The following is a 25,643-nucleotide window of genomic DNA, read 5'->3' on the forward strand; positions in this document are numbered from 1 at the left end:
GAAATCGCTAGGCGCGTTCACCTTGTTTGGTTTTATCCAGTACGGGGTCGACGTAAATCGAGACGTCTGCCTGGGTATCGCCGAGGTGTTCCTTGGCGCGTTTGAGTGCCAGTGCTGTGGACATCGTCGGGTTGCTCGGCTCGTCGGTAAAGATATTGCGTGCTTCGATTTCCTGGTAGAGTCCTGACTTCTTGAGCACCTGTAGCATGTCTGCTTTCACCTCGCTAAGGATCAGGTAGCGGCCCTTCTCTTCCATGTAGAGTAGGAGCTCTTCGAGCGCCATGACGCCAGTCGCGTCCAGGTTGTGGGCATTGCGCATTTTCAAGACTACGATTTTGAGATTGGGCTCTTCGCAGATGCGCCGCATTTGATCGCGGAATAGGTCGGCTGCACCGAAGAATAGCTCGCCTTCGACGTGTACGATGGAGACTTGTGGCACCGAACGTTGGGCCTGCTGGTGCATTTCGGCCAGTTGGCCCTCTTCGTTGAAGGTGTATTCGACCATCTCCGGGCGAGCGACTTTCTTTAGGAAGAGTACGATGGAGGTGCCGACTCCGACATAGATCGCGGTATCGAGTGGCATGAAGAGGCCGCTGCCAAAGGTCGAGAGGAAGACCGCGGCATCGGACTTAGTGGTGCGTGTGACGATGCGGATCGCATGCTTATTGATGAGTGAAAACCCGATCGCGATGACCAATACCGCCAAGGTGCACTGTGGAATATATTCGGTGAAGGGGCCGAGTGCGAAGGCTCCAATAAATACGATGACGCCGCTAATGTAGCTGGCCAACACCGTGCGACCGCCACTGGTGGCGCTGAGCGTGGAGCGGGTGAGGGAGCCTGAGGCCGGCATGCCTGAGAAGAATGCGCAGGCAATATTAGCCATGCCGATTGAGAACATTGCTTGATTGGCGTCGAGGCGTGCGCCCGTCTTGGCGGCCAGCGATTTACCGATGGAAATGCCTTCGAGGATGCATAATAGTGCAATCGCCAGCGCGGGACTGGCTAGAGTTTGAATGCTGCTTAGCGAGAATTCGGGCGCTTGGAAGGACCAGTCGGCCGCGTTGATACCTGTTAGAAAATGTATGTCGCTCTCGCGCCCCAGAAATTTGATATGCAGCTTTTCGATCACAAATTCAGTGAATGCTGATATGGCGAGCAGACTGATCGCCACATTAGGCAGTGATTTGAACTTTGTATTTAAAGCGAAAAAGAGCAGCGCGGTCACCACGCTGACGCCTACAGTGGCCCAATGCACGGTATCGATGGATTGGCACATCAGCATTGCCGACTCGTAAAAGGTGGCCCCTTTGCCTGGCATTTCGAGTCCCAGCGCCTTCGGTATCTGGTTGGTGATAATGAGCAAGGCCGCTGCCGTGATGTAGCCAGTGATGACTGAGCGCGAGATGTATTGCACCAAATTGGCCACTTTGAAGTAGTCACCTAGCGCGATAAAAAAGCCCACCATAAAGATGAGCAGTGGCACCATGCCTAGTTTTTCCGCGCCCACGATTCCCAAGCTGGCAAAGGCGCTCAGCAGCATGACTGAGGTCGCGTTGGTGGGGCCGAGTGTGATTAAGTGACTCTTGGCAAAAATCGGTGCGACCATTGCGGCAATGGCTGAGCCGTAGATGCCATACTGGATCGGCAGACCTGCGATAAGCGCATAGGCCATGCCTTGTGGAAATGCGAGCAGGGCGACATTGAGCCCTGCTCGCAGATCACCAGCGAAGTAGCTGGTTTGGTAATCTTTTAGGGACCGCCTAAGCGGCCAAAAGTTGAGTGTGTTGTAGTCTCGCGCAGCGCTCAGACCAGATTGTAGATGTCTAAGAAGGTCAGCCACGTTGCGCTCGTTTGATGTATCCGCTGCTTACTGTGCAGGGTAGAGGGTGGCCATGACTTCGTCGTGTAGCGGTGCTTTGGCTGCGATGATACAGCGCTCGTCGAAGGCGTCGCCGCCCTTCCAGCCAGTTACCTTGAAGCCTGCACCTTCCAGACAAGGGAGGATGGCTGCGCAGTCCCAGATTTCCATCATTGGGTCGCACATGATATCGATAAAGCCCGAGCAAAGTAGGATGTAGCCACCGGCGTCGCCCCATGAGCGGTAGAGCGCAGTCTTGGGAGGTAGTGCGGTCCAGTCAGCTTCGTTTTGCCAGAGTGTTTTGCGAATTGGATCGGTGGTGCACAGCGTCGCTTGACTGAGTGGGCAGGCCTCGCGTCCGGAAACGGGTTTGCCGTTCAAAGTGGTGGTTTCGCAATCGCCGATGACCATTTGTTTCAGCACTGGCTGGTTGATTGCCCCGATGACTGGGCGGCCTTTATACATAAGTGCGATGAGGGTGGCAAAAAGTGGCACGCCGGAGATGAAAGATTTGGTGCCATCGACCGGGTCGAGCACCCAGACGAAGTCGGCGTCGTCGCGCTCGCGGCCGTATTCTTCGCCAATGATGCCATGCTCGGGGTAGCGTTCCGCCAAAATCTCGCGGATGCGTTTTTCCGCATTACGGTCGGCCAAAGTCACCGGTGTGGCGTCGGACTTGCGCTCGATTTCTACGTCTGGACCGTAGTGAGGGAGTATCTCCTTGGCGGCTTCATCGCAAAGATATGCGATGAATTCGATGAATTCGTCTTTTTGTGCGCGTGTAAGTTCGGACATTTTCTGTGCTATTGATTCTAGTGACGCGAGCATCCTCTCGCTTCACTTTTGTTGATAAAATAATTGAGTTTCAAACGCTGAGGGTTCCCGATCTCCGAGGCAACAGCAGATTCACGTGAGTTGAAATTCTTGCTTCAGGTTTTCGAGTTATATGCGTTTGTGTTTTTGTGAAAGGCCTGCATAGCTCTTTTTATGGAAAAAAGACGTTTAGGACGTAGCGGCATGGTCGTTTCTGAAATTTGCCTTGGTACGATGACTTTTGGTTCGCAATTAGACGAGCGTGAGTCGTTTGCAATCATGGATGCGGCCTATGAGGCGGGAATTGATTTTTTCGATACCGCGGAGATTTATCCAGTGCCCCCGAAGGCGGAGTGGGTCCATCGGACGGAAGAGATCGTTGGTAAGTGGCTGCAGGGCAAGGATCGTAGCTCGATTTTGTTGGCGACCAAGGTCGTGGGGCCTGGTCACGGATGGTTTGTGCCGCCGATACGTTCAGGCAAGACGGCGCTGGATCGCCATCACATTCGCACCGCCATCGAGGGGAGTCTGCGTCGTTTGCAGACGGACTATGTCGATCTCTATCAGACGCATTGGCCGGATCATGATTTTGGCTACGAAGAGACTTTGCAGACGCTGACCGAGTTGCAGGAGGAGGGCAAGGTGCGTGTGATCGGTAGCTCCAACGAAACGGAGTGGGGCACGATGAAAGCCAATCAAGTGGCGAAAGAGAATGGTTATGCGCGCTACCAGACGATCCAGAATAATTTTTCGATTAATAACCGACGCTTTGAAGATGCATTAGCGGACATTTGCCGCCGTGAGGGGATCAGTCTGCTACCATACTCGCCTATTGCGGGGGGCGTGCTGAGTGGAAAATACAATGATGGTGCTTTGCCTTCCGGGGCACGGTTTTCGGAATATTTAGAGAAGGGTGAAGCGCGACAACGGCAGATGGCAGAGCGCTTCGTCAATGAAAAGAGCCTGGCAACGACTGCCGAGTTGATCGAATTGGCTAAGGAATTAAACATGGATGTGGTGACATTGGCAGTTGCTTGGAGTAAGCAGCACGACTTCGTGGCCTCGACTATTATTGGCGCGAATTCAATCGAGCAACTCAAGCCCAGTTTGGCTGCGGCCGGCCTCAAGTTGAGTGACGAGACGCTTAAGCGAATTGACGCCATCTCGGCGAAATACCCATATCCGATGGGGTAATATGCAGAAGCACAAAATCTATAATACGACTCGACGTGGTTTGCCCCTCGGTCGGAAGACGCATCTCGTCGGTATTCTGAATCTGACGCCAGATTCCTTTTCGGACGGGGGAGATTTTACAGATATGGATGCTGCGGTTGTGCGCTTCCATGCCATGGTGGAAGCGGGCGCAGTGATGATTGATGTGGGCGGCGAGTCGACGCGACCGGGCCACATTCCTGTTCCGGCTGCCGAGGAGATCGCTCGGGTGGTGCCTTTTATCGAGAAGGTGCGTCCACATACGGATGCCTTGATTTCGGTCGACACTTCCAAGGCAGAGGTGGCGGCGGCGGCCGTTGCGGCGGGGGCTGATGTCGTGAATGATGTTTGGGGCGCGCAGCGAGACCCAAAGATGCCGGAAGTGATGGCTGCGGCGGGAGCCTGTGTGTTAATGCATAATCGCCCCGCAGAGGAAGCCGGCATCGGCGATGTGATGGAGGCGATTCAGACTTATCTGCAGCGATCGATCGATTGGGTCAAAGCGGCGGGGGTTCGGGACGATGCAATCTTGCTGGATCCGGGGCTCGGGTTTGGGAAGAGCTACGAGGAAAATTGGGAAATTATGCGTCGCTTGCCAGAGCTGGTGGCGCTGGGCTATCCGATTTTTCTGGGGGCGTCGCGGAAGTCGATGATTGCCAAATTACTCGACCTTCAAGATCCCAAGGCGCGGCTCAATGGCACGCTAGCGACCACTGCACTCGGGATTCGGGCCGGAGTCGATTTCATCCGCGTACACGATGTGCGTGAGAATCGAGAGTGCGCGGATGTCATGGATCACTGCCTGCGGACTTAGGACTTTTGCTTCTTTCGGTTGACGATTTCCAGCAAGGTCGCGCGGAGCTCTTTAAGGCCGACCGGCTTGGGCAGGTAGTATTCCATGCCAGCTTCTTTGAAGCGACTACGGTCGGATATGACGTTGAAGGCGGTGACTGCAATAATGGGAAGGTCTTTGACTTCGTCGCCTGCCAGACCCGCACGAATGGCCATGGTGGCCTCCACTCCGTCCATGATGGGCATATCCACGTCTGTAAGTAGAACATCGAAGCTGGGATCTTGCTGGAGTGCGATGATGGCTTCCTGGCCATTTTCCACTGCGGTGACTTCTTGCCCCATTTTTTTCAGTAGCATGACGATTAAGTTGCGGCTGGCGCGATCATCTTCAGCTGCGAGCACTTTGAGTTTTTCGGGAAGTTCACGCAGTGTTTTGAGGCCGCTTTTGCCGCTTTGTACGCGTAGGCCGCCGATTGGCTTGGCAGAGGATGGAGAGGCAATCATGTGTTCCATAGTAAAGCGAAGGGTGCTACGAACGCCTCCCTCTGGGAGTTGTTCAGATTGGACGCTGCCTTTATAAAATCCTGCTAAGGCTTTGGCAACGGCCAAGTGTAGATATTCGATCTTGATACGACTGCGTTCTGTGCCCTTTGCGATGTTGAGGATTTCTTGGACGGATGCTTCGCGCTCAGGCTCCATGACTTCCAAGGGGTTTGTGACGCAGAGCTCGATTTCGGAGCCTTCTATGGTCCAGCTAATCGTGAGTGAATGCTTTTCCTCTGGGAGTCCTGTCATCGGGACGGCTTCGATGGAGCTGAGCACTACCGACTTTATGATGGTGCTGATGTGGTCGCTGTCGCCACGCAAACGCAGGCGATTGTTGGCGTGTTGAGTGTAGATCTTGATTTGGCGGCCATTGGCGCGAAAGGCGACATCCTCGCGGATCTGCTCGATGGTCTCGCGCAGGGAGACCCACTCGCGATACTGTGGGAGGAATTCGTTTTCGTTCTGGATACGGGCAAGATTAGTCAGTGTATGGAGCACTGAGTGCATGTGGTGAGCGCAGCCTTCCAGCTCGATGAGTTGATCGGAGGAGTCGTTTTCTTCGCGCAGTACTTGAGCGATGCCCATGATGCCATTGAGCGGGGTCTTTAATTCGTGCGAGAGTGTGGCTAGCAAGGAGTCGGAACTGTCAAAGTATGCGGGTTCCGGCTGTGATGGCTGGGCGACCGGCTCTGGTTCTACTGGCTGGGGTGGTTTGCTTATTTTTTTTGGGGGAAATGGCTCTTGAGTGCTGTCTCTGTGAATGGTTTTAGGAGCCGCTGTGTTTAATTTTGCCTCTAGTTCGGCGATGATCTTTGTCTGACTCTTCAAGCGAATGATCAGGAAGAGAATACAGAGTCCGAGTAGTAGTGTCGGGATGATGGCTGCAAGTATTGGTAACATTTTTAGAATCGTACCTGTGGAAATGGGCGCAAGTTAAATGGGCTTTACCGCTCTTGCAAGCTCACAACCTGTGCGGAATGCCTGCTTGGCGGCATCCCGCGCGGAGGCGGCGTGGCTGCTTTGAGTCCTTATTTTGATGCACGTTTGCGATTGCGGCCGTTCTTTTTGGGGCGTGTCGTTAAGACTTTGCCGCCTGTGCTTGGCTGTTTCGAGTTTGTGTTGGCTGGATTGGAGCTATCCGCGGAGGCCTTGCGTCGTGTGGCTGAGCCGCGCGAAGTTTTGGGTTTGCGTATCGTGGCTCTGCTGTCTGCGGTTTTGGCTGGGGTTTTGTGAGCGCTGCGTTCGCTGCTTATGCGGCGGCCCTTGAAGGGCTTGCCAGGCTTCTTGCCGATGTCGCGCTCGTCGGAGACGACGACTCGGAAGTCAATCTGTCGTTTGAAGCGATCCACGCGCTCGACTTGAACGACGATGTATTGGCCGAGTGAATACGCTTTTTGTTTGCGACGCCCCACCAATGCGGTGCCCTCGGCATTGGGGTGGTAGAAATCGTCGTCCAAGGTCGAGATATGTATCATGCCAAAGGCAAGTGTATCGGTGAGTTCGACAAAAAGGCCGTGGTTTTTTACGTCGGTAATGATGGCTTTGAAATGCTGTTTTTCCTTCTTTTGTAATTCACGGTCGTAGAATTCAAGCAGTTTGGTCTTTACGGATTCACGCTCGGCATCGATGGAGTTGCGCTCGGTGATGCTTATATGGTCTCCGAGGCTTTCCAGTTTTGCTTGTGGGTAGCGGATGTCGGGCTTGGAGAGTGCGGAGTCGGCCCCGATTTTGCAGAGATAGCCGTCGAGCACGCGGTGCACGATCAGGTCGGCGTAGCGGCGAATCGGCGAGGTGAAATGGGTGTAGTCGTGCTTGGCGAGTCCGTAGTGCCCATCGGCGGAGGCGCGGTATTGTGCTTGTTTGAGGCTGCGTAGGATATGTACTTTGAGCGTATAGCCTTGGGGGTGTTCTTTGAGCTTTTTGAGCAGTGCCGTCATCTCACGTGGTTTCTGTAGGTTCCCGCATTTGACGCCAAAGGCCATCATGGTCTCGCGTAGTTCTTTAAGCTTTTCTTCCTCCGGTTCGTCGTGCACCCGGTAGATGCAGGGGAAGTTTTGCTTCTTCATCGTGCGCGCCACTTGCTCATTGGCGGTGAGCATGAACTCTTCGATGAGTTGGTGGCTCTCGTCGTTGAACTGCTTTTCGATGCGGTCCGCGTAGCCGTCTTCGTCGACATAGATTTTGACATCTGTCATGTCGAGATCGAGTGAGCCTTTGGCAAAGCGGCGCGTACGTAGTTGTGAGGCGAGCTGCCAGAGTTGGTGGATGTGTTTTTTGAGGGTGCCCATTTCTTCGTCGCTGACTTCGTCGAGCGAGCGTCCGGTGGAGCCGGTCTGGTGCTTGGGCGGGAGTGGTGTCTGACGAATCGTGGCAAAGTCGTCTTGCGTCATAAACGCATAGGCCTGCTTATAGGTGAGCCGTTTGTTGCTGCAAATTACGGTGTTGGCAAATTGAACGTCGATGACGTCGGCATTGCTGTTGAAGGTGATAAAGCAGGTCTTGGTCAGGCGGTCTTCGGCTTCGACCAGTGAGCAGAGGCCATTGGAGAGTGCATGTGGCAGCATGGAGATCACGGTGCCTACGAGGTAGGTGCTGTTGCCCCGTTCTTGTGCCTCGCGGTCGAGTGGAGAGCCTGGTTTGACGTAATTGCTCACGTCGGCGATGTGCACGCCGACGCGGAATTTATCATTTTCCAGAAATTCTAGCGAAAGGGCGTCGTCAAAGTCTTTGGCATCGTCGGGGTCGATGGTGAAGGTGAAGAGATCGCGGCAATCTTGACGGTTACCGATGTCTTCGGGGCGCACTTTATCGGGAATGCTCTCAGTCTGTTTCTCCACCGCTGCGGGGAATTGTGGGCTGAGGTCGTATTTATAAAGGATTGCTTTAAATTCGGCATCCGGCTCGTGGGTGCGACCGAGCACTTCGATGATTTCACCTTCGGGGTTGAGGTGGCGTTGTTTCCATTCCAGTAATTTGACGACGACTTTATCGCCCTTCTGGGGGATGGGGCGGATGCCAGAGTTTTGCGGATCGGGCACGAGTATATCCTGTGTGATGCGCGGGTCGTCAGGGATGACATAGGTCGCGTGGCGGCCTTGCGCCAAGGTGCCGGGAATGGAACTGTGGGCACGTTTGAGAATGCGTATGACACGCACGTTCGGCTTGGCATCTGGATCGTAGACGGGGCGTTGTTTGCGGCCTCTGCCATGAAAGGGGCGCCTGGAAGGTTGAACCTTGCGGGCGAGTACGGTGTCGCCGTGCATGGCGACACCTGTGTCTTCTGCACTGATCGGATAGCCGTCGCCGGCGGGTGCTGCATCGGGAATGAGGATGGCAGAGCCGCTTTGTCGGACGATAATACGGCCACTGACCAGGTCGGCGTCTTCTGGGATGCACAGGCGATCTTTTTTCAGGCGGGCGATTTCCCCGCGCTCCAGCATTTGGTCGAGTAATGTGTGGGCTTGCTTTGTGTCTTCAGCATCGAGCTTCAGCACCGAGACGATCTCCATGCGGCGCATAGGGACATAGTCTTTGGCTCCGAAGAGCTTCAGTAGTTTTTGGCGTAGTTCCATTTTAATAAATTATGATTGGGGTGTGCGTCAGATGTATGACGATCTTTGGTTTAAGCGCCATCGCCCTCGGGATAGTAGGCTGCTTTGCCTTCCAGGCCGAGTGTGATGGTGATGTTCAGGAATGTGATTTCGCCCATTGAGTGGCAGAGCATGAAACGGTAGTCGTTGTGCATGTCTGCGAGTTCCTTACGAAGCTGTCGCATTTTTTCGGTGCTAGAGATTTGGTCGGCACACATACAAGCGCGTAGATGTTGCACCCGGTGTAGGGCAAAGCGGAGGCGCCGCCGCATTAAGGAGCGCTCTTCTCTTTGATACTGTTGACTAGTTTCGACATTAATCAACTCGGTGCAGAGTTTTACTACGGGGAGATTGTTTTTGAAAAATTGGGGCAGGTAGAGAGAGCGGCGCCCTTCGTAGCACTGTTGGTCGAAGTCGATTGCGCGCACGCGGTACTGGCTCTCTTCAAAATCGGGCGTGACTTCGACCACGTAATTATAAGCGCGCATGTCGCCCAGCAGGCGCACAAAGCAGCGTTCGTTGAATTTAATAAACTCTTTGGCCAGTCGGACGGAGTGCAGGTCTGGCTGTGGCAAATAGATGCGTATAAAATCGTCGCCAGGCACGCCAATGATGTGTTCTTCGATCAGGGTGTCTTGGTGGACGAGGAAATTGATGGCATTGGGGGAGAGCAGCTCTTCCAGTTCGAGGCCATAGATGCGGGAGGCATCGGCTTTTTTGACGTAGAAATAGTCGTGGTTGTCGTTATATTGGTTCACGACGCGTACCCGCATGGGCTTGGTGTTGCCAAAGGTGCAGAAGTCGACGCGATCGATGTAGAGGTTGGAGAGGATGCTTTCGTCGCCGCCTGAGCGTAGAAAAACGTAGGTTTTTTTGAGGCCTTCGTAGAGCTCGCGTCCGAATTGCTGCTCATAGATGAGGGTTTGCCAGAGCGTGTCGTCCCCGTTCTTGTTTATGAGCGGAAAGGAGTCCTCATATTTGAGCATATCCTCGTAGGTCACGGGGAGCTCCATCGCTCGATGGTATTCCGTCAAGTAATGGCGGAAACTGTTGTTTATAGGGAAGAACTGTTTGCGATGTTGAGTGGCGGCTGCCTGCATGTTGAGTATTGAAGTGTTTGTTAGATACGATGGCGAACGAAATATCTTCATTTTAGGGTTGCTGCGAAGTCAATTGTGGGTGTCTTCTGGACTTGGCCGGGTCCTATGCAATGGTGGACAGGTTAACTCCGTCAGGTCCGGAAGGAAGCAGCGGTCGCTTAATCCCCATGTGCCGTAGGGTGCCTGGCCACTTTTGTGTACCAATACCAAGAATTTGAGGACGAGCATGGCTAAAGATTGGAATCGCGCTTATGAAGCTGCCGATATCCCTTGGGATAAGGGGCAGGCTTCGCCCCCTTTGCTTGAGTTTTTGCAGCGGCGTGCAGTTTTGGGGCGTGTTTTAGTGCCTGGTTGTGGCACGGGGCACGATGTGCGCGCACTGGCGGCTCAGGGAGCCGATGTAGTCGGGATGGATATTGCGCCGCGTGCGGTGCAGATGGCGCACGTATTTGAGCGCACTGGCGGCGAGTGCTATGACACAGGTGATTTTCTGAATTTGGATGAGGCACACTGCGGCGCTTATGATTGGGTGGTCGAGCATACCTGCTTGTGTGCTTTGGATTTGAGCCAGCGTGCCGCATATGCGCGTTCCGTGCAGCGGGCATTGAAGCCAGGCGGGCATTATCTCGCGGTTTTTTATCGAGAAGTCAGTGATTATACCGGCGACGGACCGCCGCACCCAATTGCGCGTGAAGAGTCGGATGTCTTGTTCGGGCCCACCTTTGACGCGCTGCATGCATTTGTGCCGCAGCAGAGTTATCCCAGTCGCCCGATCGGTTCGGAGGAAGTTTGCCTGTGGCGGTTGCAATGCTGCGACGGCTGAAGCTCGTCGTTCCGCTACCAAACGCAGGGGCTTACATAATTGCCCAATGTGTCGCGGATGCTGAAGTCAAGCTCGGGTAAAAACTGCAGGCCTGTCCGCTTCTCGATCTGTGTAATTGAAGTCAGGTAATCGTTTAAATTCTTACTTTCAGCATCACTGGGGATCCGCAGTGCTAGGGCGCGTAGGCCGCCCGCATCGGTGAGGTCGAGTGCGATTGCGTAAAAGGCGTCGGGAACGAGGATGCCGGAGGCCAACTTCAAGCTGTCGCTGCTGTAAACCGGTCCGAGGTAAAGCCAGACTTCGCCGAAGCGGTGGGGGTAGCGTAGCGTGAATTCGCGCATGACCTTTGCCCAGACGCCGGTGGCGAAGGCCTCGGTCATGGGGACGTGATTGGTGGCGAGTTGAGCGTCTTTTGCCCCGCGCGCGCCGTGTTGTCGGATCAGTGCTTGGGCGGGGGCGATGGGGTGCGCTTGCCAGTCACCATGAGTCAAGGCGTGGGCAGTCAATTGGGCAACGCGTGCATCGACTTGGATGCGGTCCTCTGCCTGGGCTTCTTCCTGGTTTGCATCCTTTAGTCGTAGTGCGATGCAAGCGGTTTGTAGCCTGCTTTCGGAGAAGAGGTTGGTGTAGCTGGGTTGCGGGAGTGCCCGAATGGCCTGTCGGCTATAAGGGATGCCAGCGAGGAAGACGGAGTCGTCGCTGCGTCCGAGTTCGCCGCCTTCGACTAGCAGACCTTCGCTGGAAGGAATGCGATCATAGAGTGTGTCGAGTGACGCTGCTAGAGGTGCCGGCGTGGCGCCACTGGTGCGTGCTATATTGAGGGTGCCCAGTGCCCATTGTTCCATCTTGGCGCGCGTATCAAACGATCCAAAGTAGTAGATGCCGCCCAAGATCACAGCAAGTAGGACTAGGGCGAGTAGCAGATTGCGCAGCCAATGTGATTCTGTGCGCGGAGCTGCGTTTCTTTTGCGAGGCGCTTTGCGAGCGGTTCGCTTTTTAGCCGTTTTCTTTTTTGCGCGTTTAGTAGCCATTGGCGTGGATACAAGGGCAGCCGTGAGAATTATTCAAGGTCGAGCTTCTGCAGCTTGGGGCTAATGACCATTTGGCAATAAGGGGCGGAACTGTTGAGCCGATAGTAGTCTTGGTGGTAGTCTTCGGCTGGGTAGAAGGTGCTTGCCGCCGTGATTTCTGTCACGATGGGCGCGCTGAACTGTGCTTGAGCGGCGGCCTTGGATGTCTCGGCCGCTACACGCTGGGATTCGTTGTGGTAGAAGATGGCCGAGCGGTATTGGGTGCCGCAGTCGCCGCCTTGTCGATTTAGAGTCGTCGGGTCGTGCGAGCGCCAGAGCCAGTCGAGCAAGGTTTCATAACTGATCACGCTAGAGTCATAGTGGATCTGAGTGACTTCCGCATGTCCGGTGGTGCCTGTGCAAATTTCGCGGTAAGTCGGATTTTCAGTTTGTCCGCCCATGTAGCCAGACTCGACGGCATCGACCCCCGCGAGGCGTTCAAAGACCGCTTCCACGCACCAGAAGCAGCCCGCGCTTAAGGTGGCGATGTCGAGGGTGGGTGTTGTTTGAGTGCTCATTACAATGAAATCACACCGGGCACTTGCGCCACGCGTTGGTAGATGGCGATCACCTCGTCGCTCGAGTGCACATGCATTTCCATGGTGTAGGCGATGAAACGGCCGCTGGAGGATTCGTTGGCCTTGACCGGATCGTCGGCAAAAAGATCGAGCACCGTTGCGCACTGCTTCTTAGGCACGATGAATTTGAATGGAAACAGGCAGGGCCATTCGTAGTTGGCGTCCAGAGAGGAGCGGAAGGAGTCAAGGGATTCGTCGTCTTTCATGCCGTAGAGAGAAGAGTCGCTGGCCGTCTTGTCAAAGCCAAGTTACGCCGGGACAGGCTTCGTTTGCCGGAACAAGTTCCGGACGAAGCCTGGTTAGAGTATGGCTTGTTAAACATGGAAGACTTTGGCCTGCCCGGGCGTAGTTTGGAGGGGTGCTGTGGAGTCCGGCTACATTTCATTACGCCGGGACAGGCTTCGTTTGCCGGAACAAGTTCCGGACGAAGCCTGGTTAGAGAGTTGGCTTGGTGAACATGGAATATTTTGGCCTGCCCGGGCGTAGTTCGGAGGGGTGCTGTGGAGTCCGGCTACATTTCATTACGCCGGGACAGGCTTCGTTTGCCGGAACAAGTTCCGGACGAAGCCTGGTAGCTAGGGCGGGGCTCGAACCCGCACGCCCTTTCGGGCAAGGGATTTTAAGTCCCCAGCGTCTGCCAATTCCGCCACCCAGCCAGATGTGTTTTTCGGCAATGAAATGCAGAAAAAAGAGGGCAAGTGGCTACATTGCAAGTTTCTTTCCATCGGATTTTAGCCTTGCGCGTATTTAGTTACGATCTATTTTCCCGCGTTCCTTTGCGATGGTTGGGACCATCGGTTCCGTATTCTGCGGAATGAATCACCAAACAATAACCACAAACCAACTGCCGCTCCGGCGCGCAGTATAATACATACAGTAATATGAGTAATCTCATGGAAGAGCTGCTAGCTAGCAGCAATATTGATAACCTCGAAGAAGGTTCCATTCTTAAAGGAACGATCGTCGAAATCCGCCCCTCCGAAGTCGTTGTCGACATCGGTGGCAAGTCCGAAGGCATCGTTCACGCATCCGAATTCGTGGACATGAGTGACCTCCAAGTAGGTGGCGAACTCGAAGTCTATCTCGAAAAGCTTGAAGATAAAGAAGGTAACCCTGTTATCTCTTACGACAAGGCGGAGCAAAAGAAGAACTGGGAGAAGATCGTTGAGAACTGCGTTGAAGGTTCCATCATTCCTGGTCGTGTTCGCTCCAAAGTTAAGGGCGGCCTGATCGTCAGCATCGGTGTCGACTCCTTCATGCCTGCATCTCAAATCGATGTGCAGCCGCCTAAGAATCTCGACCAATACGTTGGTCAGACATACGACTTTAAGGTCATCAAGATCAATCTTGACCGCAAGAACATCGTTGTTTCCCGTCGTGAGCTTATCGAAGAGCAGCGTATGGAGAAGCGTCGTTCGCTCCTCGAAGACGTCAAGCCAGGCGATACACGTCGTGGCCAGGTCAAGAACATCACCGATTACGGTGCTTTCGTCGACCTCGACGGTCTGGACGGTCTCCTGCACATCACCGACATGTCATGGGGTCGTATCAACCACCCATCCGAGATGGTGAAGCAAGGCGAAGAGATCGAAGTGATGATCATCGAGATCGACCGCGAGCGCGAACGCGTCTCCCTCGGCCTCAAGCAACTTGCCGACAATCCTTGGGAAAAGATCGAAGAACGCTTCCCCGTTGGCTCTACAGTCAAGGGCAAGGTCGTCAACTTGGTACCTTACGGTGCCTTCATCGAAATCCAAGAAGGTGTCGAAGGTCTGGTACACGTTACCGAGCTCTCTTGGACCAAGCGCATCTCCAAGCCAAGCGAAGTGCTTCGCATTGGCGAAGAAGTCGAAGCCGTTGTTCTCGGCATCCAGAAGGAAGAGCAAAAGATCTCCCTCGGCACTCGTCAGCTCGAAACCAATCCTTGGGAAATGGCTCGCCACAACTACCCAGTGGGCGCCCGTGTCCGTGGTAAGGTTCGTAACCTCACAACCTACGGTGCCTTCGTTGAACTTGAAGAAGGTATCGACGGTATGGTGCACGTTTCGGACATGTCCTGGACTCGCAAGGTCAACCACCCATCCGAGGTGGTCAAGAAGGGCGACGAAGTCGACGCAACCGTTCTCGACGTGGATGCAGACAGCCAGCGTATCTCGCTCGGCATGAAGCAACTCAGCACAGACCCATGGGACGAAATTGAAACACACTTCAAGATCGGCGACATGGTCAAGGGCAAGGTTTCCAAGATCACCAGCTATGGTGCCTTTGTCGAACTCGACAACGACATCGACGGTCTGGTGCACATCTCGCAAGTTAGCGAAGAGCGCATCGAGAAGATCAAGGACGTCCTCGACGAAGGTGCTGAAGTGGAAGCACGTGTTATCAAGATCGACAAAGACGAGCGCCGCATCGGTCTCTCGATCAAGGCTGCGAACTACAGCGAGGCTGACCTCGCTAAGGAGCGTCAAGCCTTCGATAGCGTCACCACTGGTGAAGACCTCACTAGCCTCGGCGACTTGCTCGACGAAGCGACTAAGTAAACTTCGTTTACTTCAATCATACTACAAAAGCCCCGCTCTTACGAGCGGGGCTTTTTTTGCGTGCGCGGCGGGTGCGCTTACTTGGCAGTGATTATCATACTCTAAAAATGAGTTAAGTGTTCTTTAGAGGGCGTTTGCTAACTCTTAACTTCTGAATTTAGCTAATATGGAAAGTGCTTGCGGTGGTGACATGAGCGGCCCTGATTGTTGTTATGTATCCTTGGCAGCATGCGCGGCGCTTTAATGCATATCCGCAGTATTTTAAGAAGACCTTTGGTGAGCGGGTGCAAAAGGTCTCGATTGATGCGGGCTTTGATTGCCCGAATCGTGACGGCACGGTTGCTTACGGAGGCTGTACTTTTTGTGATAATGAGGCCTTTAATCCATCCTATTGTCGTCCTGATGTCAGTGTGCGGGAGCAGGTGGAGGTGGGCATTCGCTTTCATCGTAAGCGCTATCATGATCCGGGGCGCTATTTGGCTTACTTTCAGGCTTTTACGAATACCCATGCGCCCTTGGGGCGTTTGAGGCAGATCTACGAGGAGGCCCTGGCGGTGCCTGGGGTGGTGGGCCTGGTGGTGGGCACGCGTCCGGATTGTCTAGACGCGGAGAAGTTGGATTATTTTCAGCGCTTGGCTGAGCGTAAGCATGTGATTTTGGAGATCGGCATCGAGTCGTGCTATGATGCGACTTTGAAGCGCATTAATCGAGGGCATAGCTATGTGCAAGCGGTGGATGCGATCTGTCAGGCCGCCGAGCGGGGGATTCATGTGGGTAGCCATTTGATCTTTGGATTGCCGGGAGAGACGGAGGCGATGATGCTGGCAGAGGCGGAGATGCTTTCAAAGCTGCCGCTCAAAACGATCAAATTTCATCAATTGCAGCTGATTCGTGGCACGGCGATGGTGACGGATTATGAGCGGCATCCGCAGGATTTTCGCTTTTACTGGTTGGAGGCGTATTTGCAATTGATCCGTTGCTTTGTTGAGCGCTTGCACCCGGGCATTGTGATCGAGCGCTTCTTTGCGGAGGCGCCGCCTGACTTGGATGTGACTCCGATCCGCTGGAACTTGCGCAACGATCAATTGCTGCAGCAGTTTGAGCGACTACTGGAGCGCGAGGATACCTGGCAGGGGCGCTTGTATGCGTCGCCGTCGAGTCTCGGCCCGGGTTGCTAGCCGCCAACCACGTTGGAGAGTTGGAAGATTGGTAAGAACATGGCCATCACGATACCACCGATCACGACCCCGAGGAAAGTGATGAGGAGCGGCTCCATCAGCGATGTGAGTGCTTTGACCAGAGTGTCGACTTCGGCGTCGTAGAAATCGGCGACTTTGACTAGCATGCCATCGACGTTACCTGTCTGTTCGCCCGCCCGGCTCATGTGCTTGACCATGGGGGGGAAGTAGGGGTCGTTGGCGACCACGTCGGATACCTGTCCCCCTTCGCTGATGTGCTTGGAAATGTTTTTACAGGCGGCTTGGATGAAGGTGTTGCCGGCCGCGGAAGCGACGATGTCGAGTGTTTTAAGGATCGGCACCCCTGAGCGCATGAGGATGGCATAAGTGCGGCAGAAGCGTGAAAGGCTGACCTTGCGCATCAGCTCGCCGATGACGGGAATTTTGAGTATCAGTTGATCGGCGATTTTCTTGCCCTTAGGCGTGGCTACGAAGCGCCTGATTAGCCAGACTGCTGCGAAGAGGCCGACGATGATTAGGAGGATGTAGGACTTTAGGAAATCACTCAGCCCGATGAGGAATTGGGTCGGCTTGGGGAGGTCGGCGCCGAAGTCGTTGAACATCGTGGCAAACACTGGAATGACGAAAACGAGTAGGACGTTGACCAATACGACTGCCAGACCGATCACCACGGCTGGGTAGACCAGCGCACCTTTGACTTGCTTGATTAGTTTGACGGTTTCTTCGAAGTAGCTGGAGGTCTTTTCCAGGATTTCTGCCAAGCTGCCACTGGCTTCGCCGGCCTCGACCATGGAGATGAAGAGGTTGGGGAAGGCGCGGGGGTAGGTGGCGCAGGCTTCGGAGAAGGCGCGGCCGGCGGATACGTCGTTTTTGACGTTACGGATGATGATTTGAAAGACGGGGTTTTCGGTCTGCTCTTCGAGTGCTTCGAGTGCACCTACAAGTGGAAGGCCCGCTTCCAGCATGGCGGCAAGTTGCTGGGTGAAGACCGTCAACTCCATGAGTTTGACCTTCTTGCGCTTGGCTTGTTTCTCGTAGGACTTTTGCTTGGCCAGCCGTTGCCCTTCAGCAAAGCTTTTTTTCTTTTTAGTGGAGGTGGTTGCCTTCGGATTGAGTTTAGCCATGGGTGGGGTCTGGATGAATGTGGTGTGGTCCAGTTTTTCTAAAATACGCTCAAGATGCAAGTCCTTGCGTCTAGGTGTCCGTTTTTGCTTAAAAATTAACGAAGCAGAGCGTGGCAGAGTTTGTGGCCTCAGTTCTCTAACCGCGGTTTGTGTTGTGGGATTGTTTCTGCAGAATGATTATGGAGCAGAATGATTTTTCCCTATGGAAGCTTAGTGTGGTTGAGTTGAGGGTGGTTTTGAATCACGCATTCGCTGGGCTCAGTGTTCTCCAGTGAAGCGGGTGGTTTTACCTAGAAAGAGTAGTCAGAATGCAGATGTCACGGGCCCCAGTGCGGGGTTTTTACAAAGGCGGATTGCATTCCTGCGTCGTTTGAATCGACTCAAAGACAGAAAATCTCTGTGATCGCGCCTTGACAGCGAGGGGGGCAGGGGTTTTTCTCTCCCGCTTTTCCCAAATAGAGGCACTTTCTTATGAAACCAACATATCGACCTTCCAAACTTCGTCGCGCACGCAAATTCGGCTTTCGCGCACGTAATGCAACACACTCTGGCCGCAAGGTCTTGGCTGCGCGTCGCGCTAAGGGCCGTCATCGTCTAGCCGCTTAATCGTCTAGTCGCATTGGTGGCTTAATTCTCGCGGGCGTATTATATAGAGGCCATGGGTATCCCGGCTTCCATGCGCTTACGTAAGCCACGCGAATTTCTAGAAGTCCGCAGTTTGGGTCATCGTATCCACTGCGGACCTTTTATTTTTCAATGCCACGTGGGGGCGTGCACGGTGGCGCCTCGCTTTGGCATTATCGCGAGTCGACGTGTGGGCAATGCAGTGAAGCGAAATTACGGGAAGCGTATTTTTCGTGAGCTCTTTCGTCAACACGCGGACGAGTTGCCGCTGGGAAGCGAAGTGGTCGTGGTGCTCCGCAATCACTTTGATCGTTACAGCTTCGACAATCTGGAGGCACGTTTGTTGCGCGCCTGCCGTACGATCCGTCAGAAACAGGCCACTGAATGATGTCTTTGGCTCCGCAGATTCAGCGCTTGTTTGGCGCGCAACCTTCGTTGCTCGCGCGTTTTGCGGCAATTTTAGTGCGGGTGTACCAGTTAGTGATCTCGCCACTAAAGCAAATATTATTTGGCACTTCTTGCGGTTGTCGTTTTCAACCTAGTTGCTCGTGTTACACCCGTGATGCGCTCTTGCGCCACGGTTTTTTCTATGGCTCCTGGCTTGGTATACGACGGATTCTGCGCTGTCACCCATGGCATCCGGGTGGATTTGATCCCGTTCCAGGCTTGAATAGAGAGCCCGGACACGACATTTCACCTCCTTTCAATACTCATTCAGATGGATAAAAAGAATACAATTTTAGGCGTTGTCTGCATTGCGGCCGGTATCGGCTTCATGTTTTGGCAGAGCCAGCAAATCGAACAACAGCGCATTGAGCAGTTGCAACAGGCGGAAACGCTGGAAGCACCTGCCGGGGAGTCGACGACCCCCGCAGATGCCAAAATTGAATCGGCCGATGCTGATTGGAAGTCGTCGCAAGCGAAGTTGAGCTCTGGCGCAGTGGCCGACCTGTTCGAGGAGGCGGAAGCGGCCGTGGCCTTGCCCGATGCGCCGGTGTTGGAAGAGCAGACGGTGAGTCTGGCCAATGAATTTATCGAAGCAGTCTTCACCACGCGTGGGGGAGCGATTAAGACGGTCGACTTCTTGCAGACCAAGCGTGGCGAACGTGACGACTACGTCTTTAACCAAGGGGGGTATTTACCCGCGCTGAGTCTGAGTTATCAGGCCAGTGATGAAAGCATGCGTGAATTTGCGCTCGATTATCGGATTGAGCAGCAGACCTCCGATTCCATCACTTTCGTTCTCGATCAGGGGGAAGGCATGGTGATTCGCCGTAGCTATCGTATCGCAGCGACGGGTTCGGAGGCGGAGCCTTATGTGATCGAGCACAGCACTGTGTTTGAGAATAAGTCAGGCGTCGCGATCAACCCACGCACGATTTATTTCAACCTAGGCACCGCGCGTTCTATTTCTGCGAGTAAGCAGAGTGCGAACTATCTCAATGTGGGGCATTACAATGGTGAGGATGCTGATTTTGTGCCGATCACCAAGCTGAGTGGCGGCAATGGAGTTATGGGGATCGGTGCCAGCCAGCCCAAGGATCAGCTGGAGATTCAGGATCGAATCGAATGGGCGTCTGTTAAGAACCAGTTCTTTGCCAGTGTGCTTTCCTCGGAGACTCTGGGCGATGATCTTTATATTTACAAAGTGCCTGCATCGGCCGACAGCGATGCTCCCAGTAGCCATCAGGGCATTTCCGGTAGTGTTGGCTACGAAGTGGGCACTTTGGCTGCGGGCGAGTCGAAGACGATGGACTTTCAGTTCTTTATCGGGCCTAAGGAGTTTAAGCGTCTGCAGGCACTGGGCAATGAGCAGGACCTTGTCATGCAGTTCGGCTTTTTCGGCTTTTTCAGTAAGCTGCTATTGTCCTTTATGTATGCGATCCATTCGGTTATTCCAAGCTGGGGTTGGTCCATTGTGATTATGACGATCTGCATTAAGACGCTCTTCTGGCCTTTGACCTCTAAGGCCAGTAAGTCGCAGAAGCGGATGGCCAAGATCCAGGCACCGATGGCGGAGCTGAAGGAAAAGTATAAGGACAATCCGCAGAAGATTCAGCAAGAGACGCTCAAGCTCTTTAAGGAGCATCAAGTGAATCCGGTGGCAGGTTGCTTGCCTATGATCATTCAGATGCCGATCTTTCTGGGGCTGTTCTACATGCTGCGCACTGCTTCTGAATTACGCCATGAGCCATTTCTGTGGGTGGCGGACCTTTCGCTGCCAGATACGCAGTTCGAAATTGGCGGCTTTCCGATCAATATTTTGCCCATGATCATGGGGGTGACGATGTATCTGCAAATGAGTATGATGCCAGTTTCGCCGACTGCAGATCCCATGCAGCAAAAGATCTTTAAGTTTCTACCTTTTGTCTTTTTGATCTTTCTCTACAACTTTGCTTCCGGCCTGGTGGTTTACTGGACGGTGCAAAACATTCTTACAATTGTGCAGCAAAAGATCATTAACAGTCGCCCCGATGAGGAGTTAAAGCCCGCCGCTGCGACAGTTGCCGCTAAGTCAAGCGGTAAAGGAGGTGCAGCTCGCACCAAGTCGAAACGAAAATAGTCAATAAATTTCCTCTTTCCAAATTCTTAAAATTCAACTTTCTATACGCTATGTCAGGACACAGTAAATGGGCCACAATTAAACGAGCGAAGGGCGCTGCGGATGCGAAGCGCGGTAAAATATTCAGTGTGTTGAGTAAAGACCTCACGCTGGCTGCACGCGATGGCGGCGGCGATCCGGCGATGAATCCGCGCTTGCGCACTGTGATCGCGAAGGCGAAAGCCGCGAATATGCCTTCGGATAACGTCGAGCGCGCGATTAAAAAAGGCACCGGTGAGCTGCCGGGCATTGTATACGAAGAACTGGTATACGAAGGCTATGGCGCGGGTGGCGTGGGAATTATTGTTGAAATCACCACCGACAACAAAAACCGTTCCGCCTCCGAAGTGCGCAGCACGATGACTAAAAACGGGGGTAACCTCGCTGGAGTGGGCGCGGTGGCTTTCCAGTTTGATCGTAAGGGGCAGGTGATTATCGACTCCAGCAAGATCAGTGAGGAGGCCTTGATGGATCTCGCATTGGAAGCAGGCGCGGAAGATATTAAAAACGAAGGTACGCACTTCGAGGTGATTTGTCCGATGTCCGAATACGATACGCTCTCGCAGGCACTCAGTGAGAAAGAAATCGAGACCGAATCCTCCGAGCTCGCCTATGTGCCCAATATATTAGTGCCTATCGAAGATAAGGAGACTGCGCGTAAAGTGCTGCATCTGATCGAAAAGCTGGATGACCTGGAGGATGTGAAAGCCGTCCACTCCAATATGGATATCGCAGCAGATTTGCTTGACGATGAGGATGCGTAACTAATACGCACTTCGGTGCCCTAAAAACCACTTGCCAAGTGCAGAGACTGTGCTCAGGCTCTCACATACTTTAAATCAAACCCCACAAATAAAAAAAATGCGTATCAAGATTCTCGCTCTTCTGTCTCTTTCATTGGCCGCTCTAGTATTTACTGGATGTGATGGTGGCACTGCCCAAATGGGCCCTAAGGAAGCAAATCTCCTTGGTATTGCTACTGTTGAAAAAGAGTCCTATCAGCCAGCTGCTGTCACGACCCTTGCGGTGAGCACGGATGAGCTCTATACTCGCAAGAACTACAGTGGCGATCAAGTGACGCTCCTCTGGGGCTTGATTACTCTTCAAGACTACTAGGCTACTGAAATGGTGCCTGTGTCCTGAGAGATTGGGGCCTGAGTGCTTGTCCGCTTCGTTCTACAGTCGAAATATTTGATCAAGCCGTCTCCGTAGGGGACGGCTTTTTTATGTGTGAGCCCGGCAGGGCGCATTTACTTGACAGTGATTACAATGAAAATTGATAAAAGTCTGTTACTCACCCTGCTGCAGGATGGGAAGAGTTAGCCGAAGGGCAACTGCGGTATCGCGAGGTATCCGTGGGGAGGAAGCCTATGTCAAAGCACTGGCCTGACGAACAGGAATCGCATAGTAGGCAGTCACGTCGGATGAGGGGGGCACAGAACTCTAAAGTCCAAAACTTGCGCGGAAGGCGTGGATGTATATGTGGCAGGCATAAGAGTGAAGGTAAGTGCGCATTACCCGGGGAGGTCTCCTTTTCTGTTTGGAAACGAACTAGTCACGACGCCGTCAAACGCGTGGAGATCAAGAAGCCCGGCGGCGGTATCCGCAAGTTGGGTGTGCCCACCGTCCTTGACCGCGTGCTGCAACAAGCGGTCGAACAGGCGGTTGAGTGGATGCTTCTGACTAATGTTGAAGTGAGTTCGTTCGAGCAGGCGTGTGAAAAAGTTCGATGGTATGGATTGCGTTGGCGTATTGAGATGTTCTTTAAGGTCTTGAAGTCTGGCTTTAGAGTTGAAGCTTGCCGACTGGCCCACGGAGAACGGTTGACTCGGTACGTCAGGTTCGTATTTCATGTGCAGTCTCAATTTTTGAATGGTCGAGTGCATCGTCAGCCCTTAGGGTTGTGGGATGTCCAAATCAAATCAGAATAGCTTGGAAACCGGTCGCGAGGCCATGCGTGCGGAAGCCACTGCCATTGAAATGGCGGCCGCTCGCCTAGATGCTTCCTTCACTGCCGCTGTCGATATTATTTTGTCTGCGCCGAGTAAGCTTGTGATCTGTGGGATCGGGAAGTCCGGTCACATCGGTGCGAAGCTTGCCGCGACTTTTTCCAGTAGTGGGACGCCCTCGGTCTTTTTGCATGCTGCTGAAGCGATTCATGGGGATCTTGGCGTCTATCAACCGGGGGACCCGACAGTGGTGCTTTCCAAGAGTGGCAGCACCGCCGAGGTGCTGCGCTTGTTACCTTTCTTTCGCAAATTTAAGTCCCCTGTGATTGCGATCGTGGGCAATGTGGATTCACCGATCGCCGAGGCGGCGGATGTTGTGATTGATGCCAGTGTGGAGAAAGAAGCGGACCCTCTGAATCTTATGCCGACTTCCAGCTCGACTGTGAGCTTGGCGATTGGAGACGCACTGGCCGCTGCGCTGGTCAAGGCGCGCGATTTTACGGCTGAGGAGTTTGCCACATTTCATCCGGGCGGTCAGTTGGGGCGCAATTTGTTAATGACCGTTCGGGAGGTCATGCACCCCGTCGAGCGAGTCGCTTGTGCGCAGGCCGAGGAGACTTTGCGTGAGGTGGTGATCCGTATGACCCGGGCACCTTTGGGTGCCGCCTGTGTGGTTTCGGCATCAGGCGTTTTGGAGGGCATTATCACCGACGGCGACATTCGACGGATCCTTTCGGATGACGGCGACATTTTAGCCAAAAAAGTCGGCGAGTGCATGACGGCTTCGCCCATTTCCACGCATCTCGGTATGAGCCTTGGCGAAGCCGTGCGGGTGATGGAAGATCGGCCGTCGCAGATTTCGGTGCTGCCAGTCGTCGATCAGGTGGACGGTAAATGTGTCGGCTTATTGCGCTTGCATGATGTATATCAGCCTAGCTTTTCTTAGTTGCTAATTTAAGAAGCGTTCGGTTAGGCATTGCACGATATAATCGTGTGCTTCTTCGACGGAATCGATGATTTTAAATAGATTGACGTCTTCTGGTGAAATGGTGCCCCATTTTACCAGGGCGTCAAAGTTGACCACGTCGTTCCAAAACTCGCTACCGAACAGCACGATCGGTGGTACTTTTTCGATCTTTTTGGTCTGCACCAAAGTGAGTGTTTCGAACAGTTCATCCATGGTGCCGAAGCCACCGGGAAAGGCAATGAGGGCTTTGGCCATTGAGACGAACCAGTATTTACGTACGAAGAAATAGTGAAATTCAAATTTCAGTTCTTCAGGGATGTAGTCGTTGACGCCTTGCTCGAAGGGGAGGCTGATGCCTAGGCCTACTGATTTGCCGCCAGCAGAGTGAGCGCCAAGGTTGGCGGCTTCCATGATGCCGGGGCCGCCTCCTGAGCAGATTAAAAAGCGGTCTTGGTGTTCACCGGGTAGGCTCATCGACCACTTGGTTAAAGATTCGGCGAGCTGCACGGCGGCTTCGTGGTAGGGCGCGGCTTGCACGGCGCACTTGGCTTGGTGAAGGCTACGAGCTTCTTCGATCGTTAGATTCTCCGGGTCCTGAATGCGTGCTTGCACCGTTGCAAGTTGTTGTTCGGCCAATTTCAGAGGCTTGGTCCGCGCAGAGCCGAAGAGCACGATGGTGTCTTCGACATTTTCTTCGGCAAAGCGTAGGCCGGGCTCGGTCATTTCGCAGAGCACGCGGATATTGCGGGCTGGATCGCTGTTTAAAAAATCGAGGTTTTTATAGGCCTTGAGCGGCCATTCATCGCGGGAACATTCACGGGGCAGTGTCATAATTGTGTAATAGGACTGTGGGTTTTGTTAATGTGATATACGTTAGAGGTAGCTGTCGCTGAGTCATCGTGGCGGGCTTCTGTATTCTGAACTCTGACTTCTGAATTGGTTCAATCTTGGGTCTGCTTAGCCATAAAAGCCACGCACCTGACCTAAGATCTGTGTGCATAGGTGTAATTTGCGTGGATTGAGAATCAGTTGTATCGCGCTATGGCGACCTTCGTCACAAGGGAAAGGCAGGATGAGTGCTGGCAGAAACGTGAGACTGGCCGGGGCGTTGAGACGAATGAGGTCGTTGCTGATTTGTCCGTTCCAGCTGGCTCGATCGGGTGTTGCTAGGGGGCTGATGGGGATGATTAGATAGTCATACTTTTGAAAAAACTCGGCCATTGTTTCACGAATACTCTGCTGGACTGTAGCCGCCTGTTCGGCTTTTTCGACGGTGCAGATTTGGCCGGCTTCGATGCGTCGGAGTAAGTGCTCGGGGTAGCGTGTTCGATATTCTTCGATCCAATATTGGTGAATGGAGTAGAGCTCACGACACTCGATGGTGGCGAAGGCTTCACTTGATTCTCTGAAGGCTTTGCACAGACCTTTATTGGGCTCGGGATTGTCGTCGACGTCGAGATGCCGCGTTAGCTCCATCATGTTTACCTTGAGGTCGGCATCGAGTGTGATGCTTTGATCGTTGAGTAGGTAGCCGAATGGCGCTTCTTGGGGAGGGGTGGTCGGTGTCGGATAGAAAGCTTGGATACTCGTCTGTAGGTCTTCGAGTTGAGCAGTGAGCCATCCGACCGATTCGAGTGAGGGGATGATGGGAAAGACTCCATCCCGGGCGTAGTCGTTGTTGCCCATTCTAAATCCAAACAGTCCGTGGAATGCGGCGGGTATACGAATGCCGGCCGCGCTATCTAGGCCGAAAGCAAGTGGCACCCATCCTGCGCTGACAGCGTGGGCACAGGCGCCAGCGCCACCTCCGCAGATATAGCGTAAGCCATCGGCATGGGGGCAGTCGCCGAAACTCAGATTGCGACCGCGTAGGTCGATGCCGAATTCGCTTGGCACGGTTTTGCCCCATAGTATGCCGCCGAGACTCTTGAGTTTATGGTAGAGTAAGCTGCCGTCTTCGAGGGGCGCTTCGAATGGATCTTGAAAGGGAGCGCCACAGCGCGTGGGCAGTTCCTCCACATCGAAGAGGTCTTGCAACATGTATGGCACGCCAGATAGAGGACTGTCTTTTTGAGTGCAGCTGTTTTTGATGTCTTGAACCAACGAATCTTGGTCGGGGGTGGAGGCCAGCAACGCGCGGGCTGTCTCGGGGGGCAGCGATGCATACTTTTCCACGAAGTCCGCGGCCATCTGTTCGGGGCTGTCATGTGCGATCAAGCGCCACTGCTCAAAATTGTTGTTGGTGCCCGGCAT

At 53.7% G+C, this 25,643-nt stretch carries 23 protein-coding genes, 1 tRNA gene, 1 other RNA gene and 1 pseudogene; 14 read left to right on the forward strand and 12 right to left on the reverse strand.

The annotated features are described in order from the left end of the window. Positions 1–7: 7 nt before the first annotated feature. Together SH580_RS13450 and SH580_RS13455 are read right to left on the reverse strand one after the other, a co-directional pair. A complete protein-coding gene (locus SH580_RS13450; RefSeq protein ID WP_319831368.1) occupies positions 8–1,843 on the reverse strand; it encodes a SulP family inorganic anion transporter in 1,836 nt (611 codons plus the stop codon). A 27-nt stretch (positions 1,844–1,870) separates the two neighbouring features. Then, positions 1,871–2,656: an inositol monophosphatase family protein gene (locus SH580_RS13455; protein WP_319831369.1), complete on the reverse strand. Its 786-nt coding sequence runs from the start codon at positions 2,654–2,656 to the stop codon at positions 1,871–1,873. A 192-nt stretch (positions 2,657–2,848) separates the two neighbouring features. On the opposite strand from SH580_RS13455, the gene SH580_RS13460 reads away from it, so the two are divergent. Both SH580_RS13460 and folP read left to right on the forward strand, forming a co-directional pair. Continuing rightward, a complete protein-coding gene (locus SH580_RS13460) occupies positions 2,849–3,868 on the forward strand; it encodes an aldo/keto reductase (RefSeq protein ID WP_319831370.1) in 1,020 nt (339 codons plus the stop codon). A 1-nt stretch (position 3,869) separates the two neighbouring features. Then, entirely contained in the window at positions 3,870–4,700 is an 831-nt protein-coding gene (gene folP, locus SH580_RS13465) for a dihydropteroate synthase (RefSeq protein WP_319831371.1), read from the forward strand. Here the strand turns inward: folP and SH580_RS13470 are convergent. The 3 genes from SH580_RS13470 to SH580_RS13480 all read right to left on the reverse strand — a co-directional run bounded on the left by SH580_RS13470 (position 4,697) and on the right by SH580_RS13480 (position 9,965). Further along, entirely contained in the window at positions 4,697–6,124 is a 1,428-nt protein-coding gene (locus SH580_RS13470) for a hybrid sensor histidine kinase/response regulator (RefSeq protein ID WP_319831372.1), read from the reverse strand. The genes folP and SH580_RS13470 overlap by 4 nt on opposite strands. Before the next feature lie 128 nt (positions 6,125–6,252). Further along, on the reverse strand, positions 6,253–8,796 hold the full coding sequence (gene rnr / locus SH580_RS13475) for a ribonuclease R (RefSeq protein ID WP_319831373.1): 2,544 nt from the start codon (positions 8,794–8,796) through the stop codon (positions 6,253–6,255). Between the two features lie 50 nt (positions 8,797–8,846). Beyond that, positions 8,847–9,965 (reverse strand): hypothetical protein, encoded by a 1,119-nt coding sequence (locus SH580_RS13480; protein ID WP_319831374.1) that lies wholly within the window; start codon positions 9,963–9,965, stop codon positions 8,847–8,849. 43 nt (positions 9,966–10,008) lie between these two features. Between SH580_RS13480 and ffs the strand changes: the two genes are divergently transcribed. Together ffs and SH580_RS13490 are read left to right on the forward strand one after the other, a co-directional pair. Next, positions 10,009–10,106, forward strand: an RNA gene (gene ffs / locus SH580_RS13485) — signal recognition particle sRNA small type. Between the two features lie 34 nt (positions 10,107–10,140). Continuing rightward, positions 10,141–10,737, forward strand: coding sequence for a methyltransferase (locus tag SH580_RS13490; protein WP_319831375.1), 597 nt, complete (start codon positions 10,141–10,143; stop codon positions 10,735–10,737). 14 nt (positions 10,738–10,751) lie between these two features. Here the strand turns inward: SH580_RS13490 and SH580_RS13495 are convergent, their stop codons facing one another. The 4 genes from SH580_RS13495 to SH580_RS13510 form a co-directional block, all read right to left on the reverse strand. Further along, on the reverse strand, positions 10,752–11,768 hold the full coding sequence (locus SH580_RS13495; protein WP_319831376.1) for a DNA/RNA non-specific endonuclease: 1,017 nt from the start codon (positions 11,766–11,768) through the stop codon (positions 10,752–10,754). 29 nt (positions 11,769–11,797) lie between these two features. After that, positions 11,798–12,325, reverse strand: coding sequence for a peptide-methionine (S)-S-oxide reductase MsrA (gene msrA, locus SH580_RS13500; protein ID WP_319831377.1), 528 nt, complete (start codon positions 12,323–12,325; stop codon positions 11,798–11,800). Beyond that, entirely contained in the window at positions 12,325–12,591 is a 267-nt protein-coding gene (locus SH580_RS13505) for a DUF493 family protein (protein ID WP_319831378.1), read from the reverse strand. Before SH580_RS13505 ends, msrA begins: the two co-directional genes overlap by 1 nt. A gap of 363 nt (positions 12,592–12,954) precedes the next feature. Then, positions 12,955–13,041, reverse strand: a tRNA-Leu gene (locus SH580_RS13510). Positions 13,042–13,266: 225 nt separating this feature from the next. Between SH580_RS13510 and rpsA the strand changes: the two genes are divergently transcribed. Both rpsA and mnmL read left to right on the forward strand, forming a co-directional pair. After that, complete coding sequence (gene rpsA, locus SH580_RS13515; protein WP_319831379.1) at positions 13,267–14,925, forward strand: 30S ribosomal protein S1; 1,659 nt, start codon at positions 13,267–13,269, stop codon at positions 14,923–14,925. A gap of 212 nt (positions 14,926–15,137) precedes the next feature. Beyond that, positions 15,138–16,103: a tRNA modification radical SAM protein MnmL/YtqA gene (gene mnmL / locus SH580_RS13520; RefSeq protein ID WP_319831380.1), complete on the forward strand. Its 966-nt coding sequence runs from the start codon at positions 15,138–15,140 to the stop codon at positions 16,101–16,103. Here the strand turns inward: mnmL and SH580_RS13525 are convergent. Then, on the reverse strand, positions 16,100–17,248 hold the full coding sequence (locus SH580_RS13525; RefSeq protein WP_319831381.1) for a type II secretion system F family protein: 1,149 nt from the start codon (positions 17,246–17,248) through the stop codon (positions 16,100–16,102). The two genes, mnmL and SH580_RS13525, sit on opposite strands and share 4 nt — an antisense overlap. 471 nt (positions 17,249–17,719) lie before the next feature. Between SH580_RS13525 and rpmH the strand changes: the two genes are divergently transcribed. The 8 genes and pseudogenes from rpmH to SH580_RS13565 all read left to right on the forward strand — a co-directional run bounded on the left by rpmH (position 17,720) and on the right by SH580_RS13565 (position 23,369). Continuing rightward, positions 17,720–17,854: a 50S ribosomal protein L34 gene (gene rpmH, locus SH580_RS13530; protein WP_308948662.1), complete on the forward strand. Its 135-nt coding sequence runs from the start codon at positions 17,720–17,722 to the stop codon at positions 17,852–17,854. A 52-nt stretch (positions 17,855–17,906) separates the two neighbouring features. Then, positions 17,907–18,260 (forward strand): ribonuclease P protein component, encoded by a 354-nt coding sequence (rnpA, locus tag SH580_RS13535; protein WP_319831382.1) that lies wholly within the window; start codon positions 17,907–17,909, stop codon positions 18,258–18,260. Then, positions 18,260–18,598, forward strand: coding sequence for a membrane protein insertion efficiency factor YidD (gene yidD / locus SH580_RS13540; RefSeq protein ID WP_345786228.1), 339 nt, complete (start codon positions 18,260–18,262; stop codon positions 18,596–18,598). The genes rnpA and yidD overlap by 1 nt, the downstream gene beginning before the upstream one ends. Continuing rightward, positions 18,591–20,435: a membrane protein insertase YidC gene (gene yidC / locus SH580_RS13545; RefSeq protein ID WP_319831383.1), complete on the forward strand. Its 1,845-nt coding sequence runs from the start codon at positions 18,591–18,593 to the stop codon at positions 20,433–20,435. Before yidD ends, yidC begins: the two co-directional genes overlap by 8 nt. Positions 20,436–20,485: 50 nt before the next feature. Beyond that, complete coding sequence (locus SH580_RS13550; RefSeq protein ID WP_319831384.1) at positions 20,486–21,238, forward strand: YebC/PmpR family DNA-binding transcriptional regulator; 753 nt, start codon at positions 20,486–20,488, stop codon at positions 21,236–21,238. Positions 21,239–21,335: 97 nt separating this feature from the next. Continuing rightward, complete coding sequence (locus SH580_RS13555) at positions 21,336–21,590, forward strand: hypothetical protein (RefSeq protein ID WP_319831385.1); 255 nt, start codon at positions 21,336–21,338, stop codon at positions 21,588–21,590. A gap of 308 nt (positions 21,591–21,898) precedes the next feature. Further along, positions 21,899–22,312: pseudogene (locus SH580_RS13560) on the forward strand (transposase); the annotation flags it as partial. A 70-nt stretch (positions 22,313–22,382) separates the two neighbouring features. Next, positions 22,383–23,369: a KpsF/GutQ family sugar-phosphate isomerase gene (locus SH580_RS13565; RefSeq protein WP_319831386.1), complete on the forward strand. Its 987-nt coding sequence runs from the start codon at positions 22,383–22,385 to the stop codon at positions 23,367–23,369. A gap of 3 nt (positions 23,370–23,372) precedes the next feature. On the opposite strand, the gene SH580_RS13570 is transcribed toward SH580_RS13565, so the two are convergent. Both SH580_RS13570 and SH580_RS13575 read right to left on the reverse strand, forming a co-directional pair. Further along, positions 23,373–24,221 carry an LOG family protein gene (locus tag SH580_RS13570; protein ID WP_319831387.1) on the reverse strand — a complete coding sequence of 283 codons (849 nt, stop codon included), beginning with the start codon at positions 24,219–24,221 and terminating at the stop codon, positions 23,373–23,375. Positions 24,222–24,347: 126 nt separating this feature from the next. Continuing rightward, a complete protein-coding gene (locus SH580_RS13575) occupies positions 24,348–25,643 on the reverse strand; it encodes an amidase family protein (protein WP_319831388.1) in 1,296 nt (431 codons plus the stop codon).

It is taken from the genome of Coraliomargarita algicola, assembly GCF_033878955.1.
In the GTDB taxonomy this organism is placed as follows: domain Bacteria; phylum Verrucomicrobiota; class Verrucomicrobiia; order Opitutales; family Coraliomargaritaceae; genus Thalassobacterium; species Thalassobacterium algicola.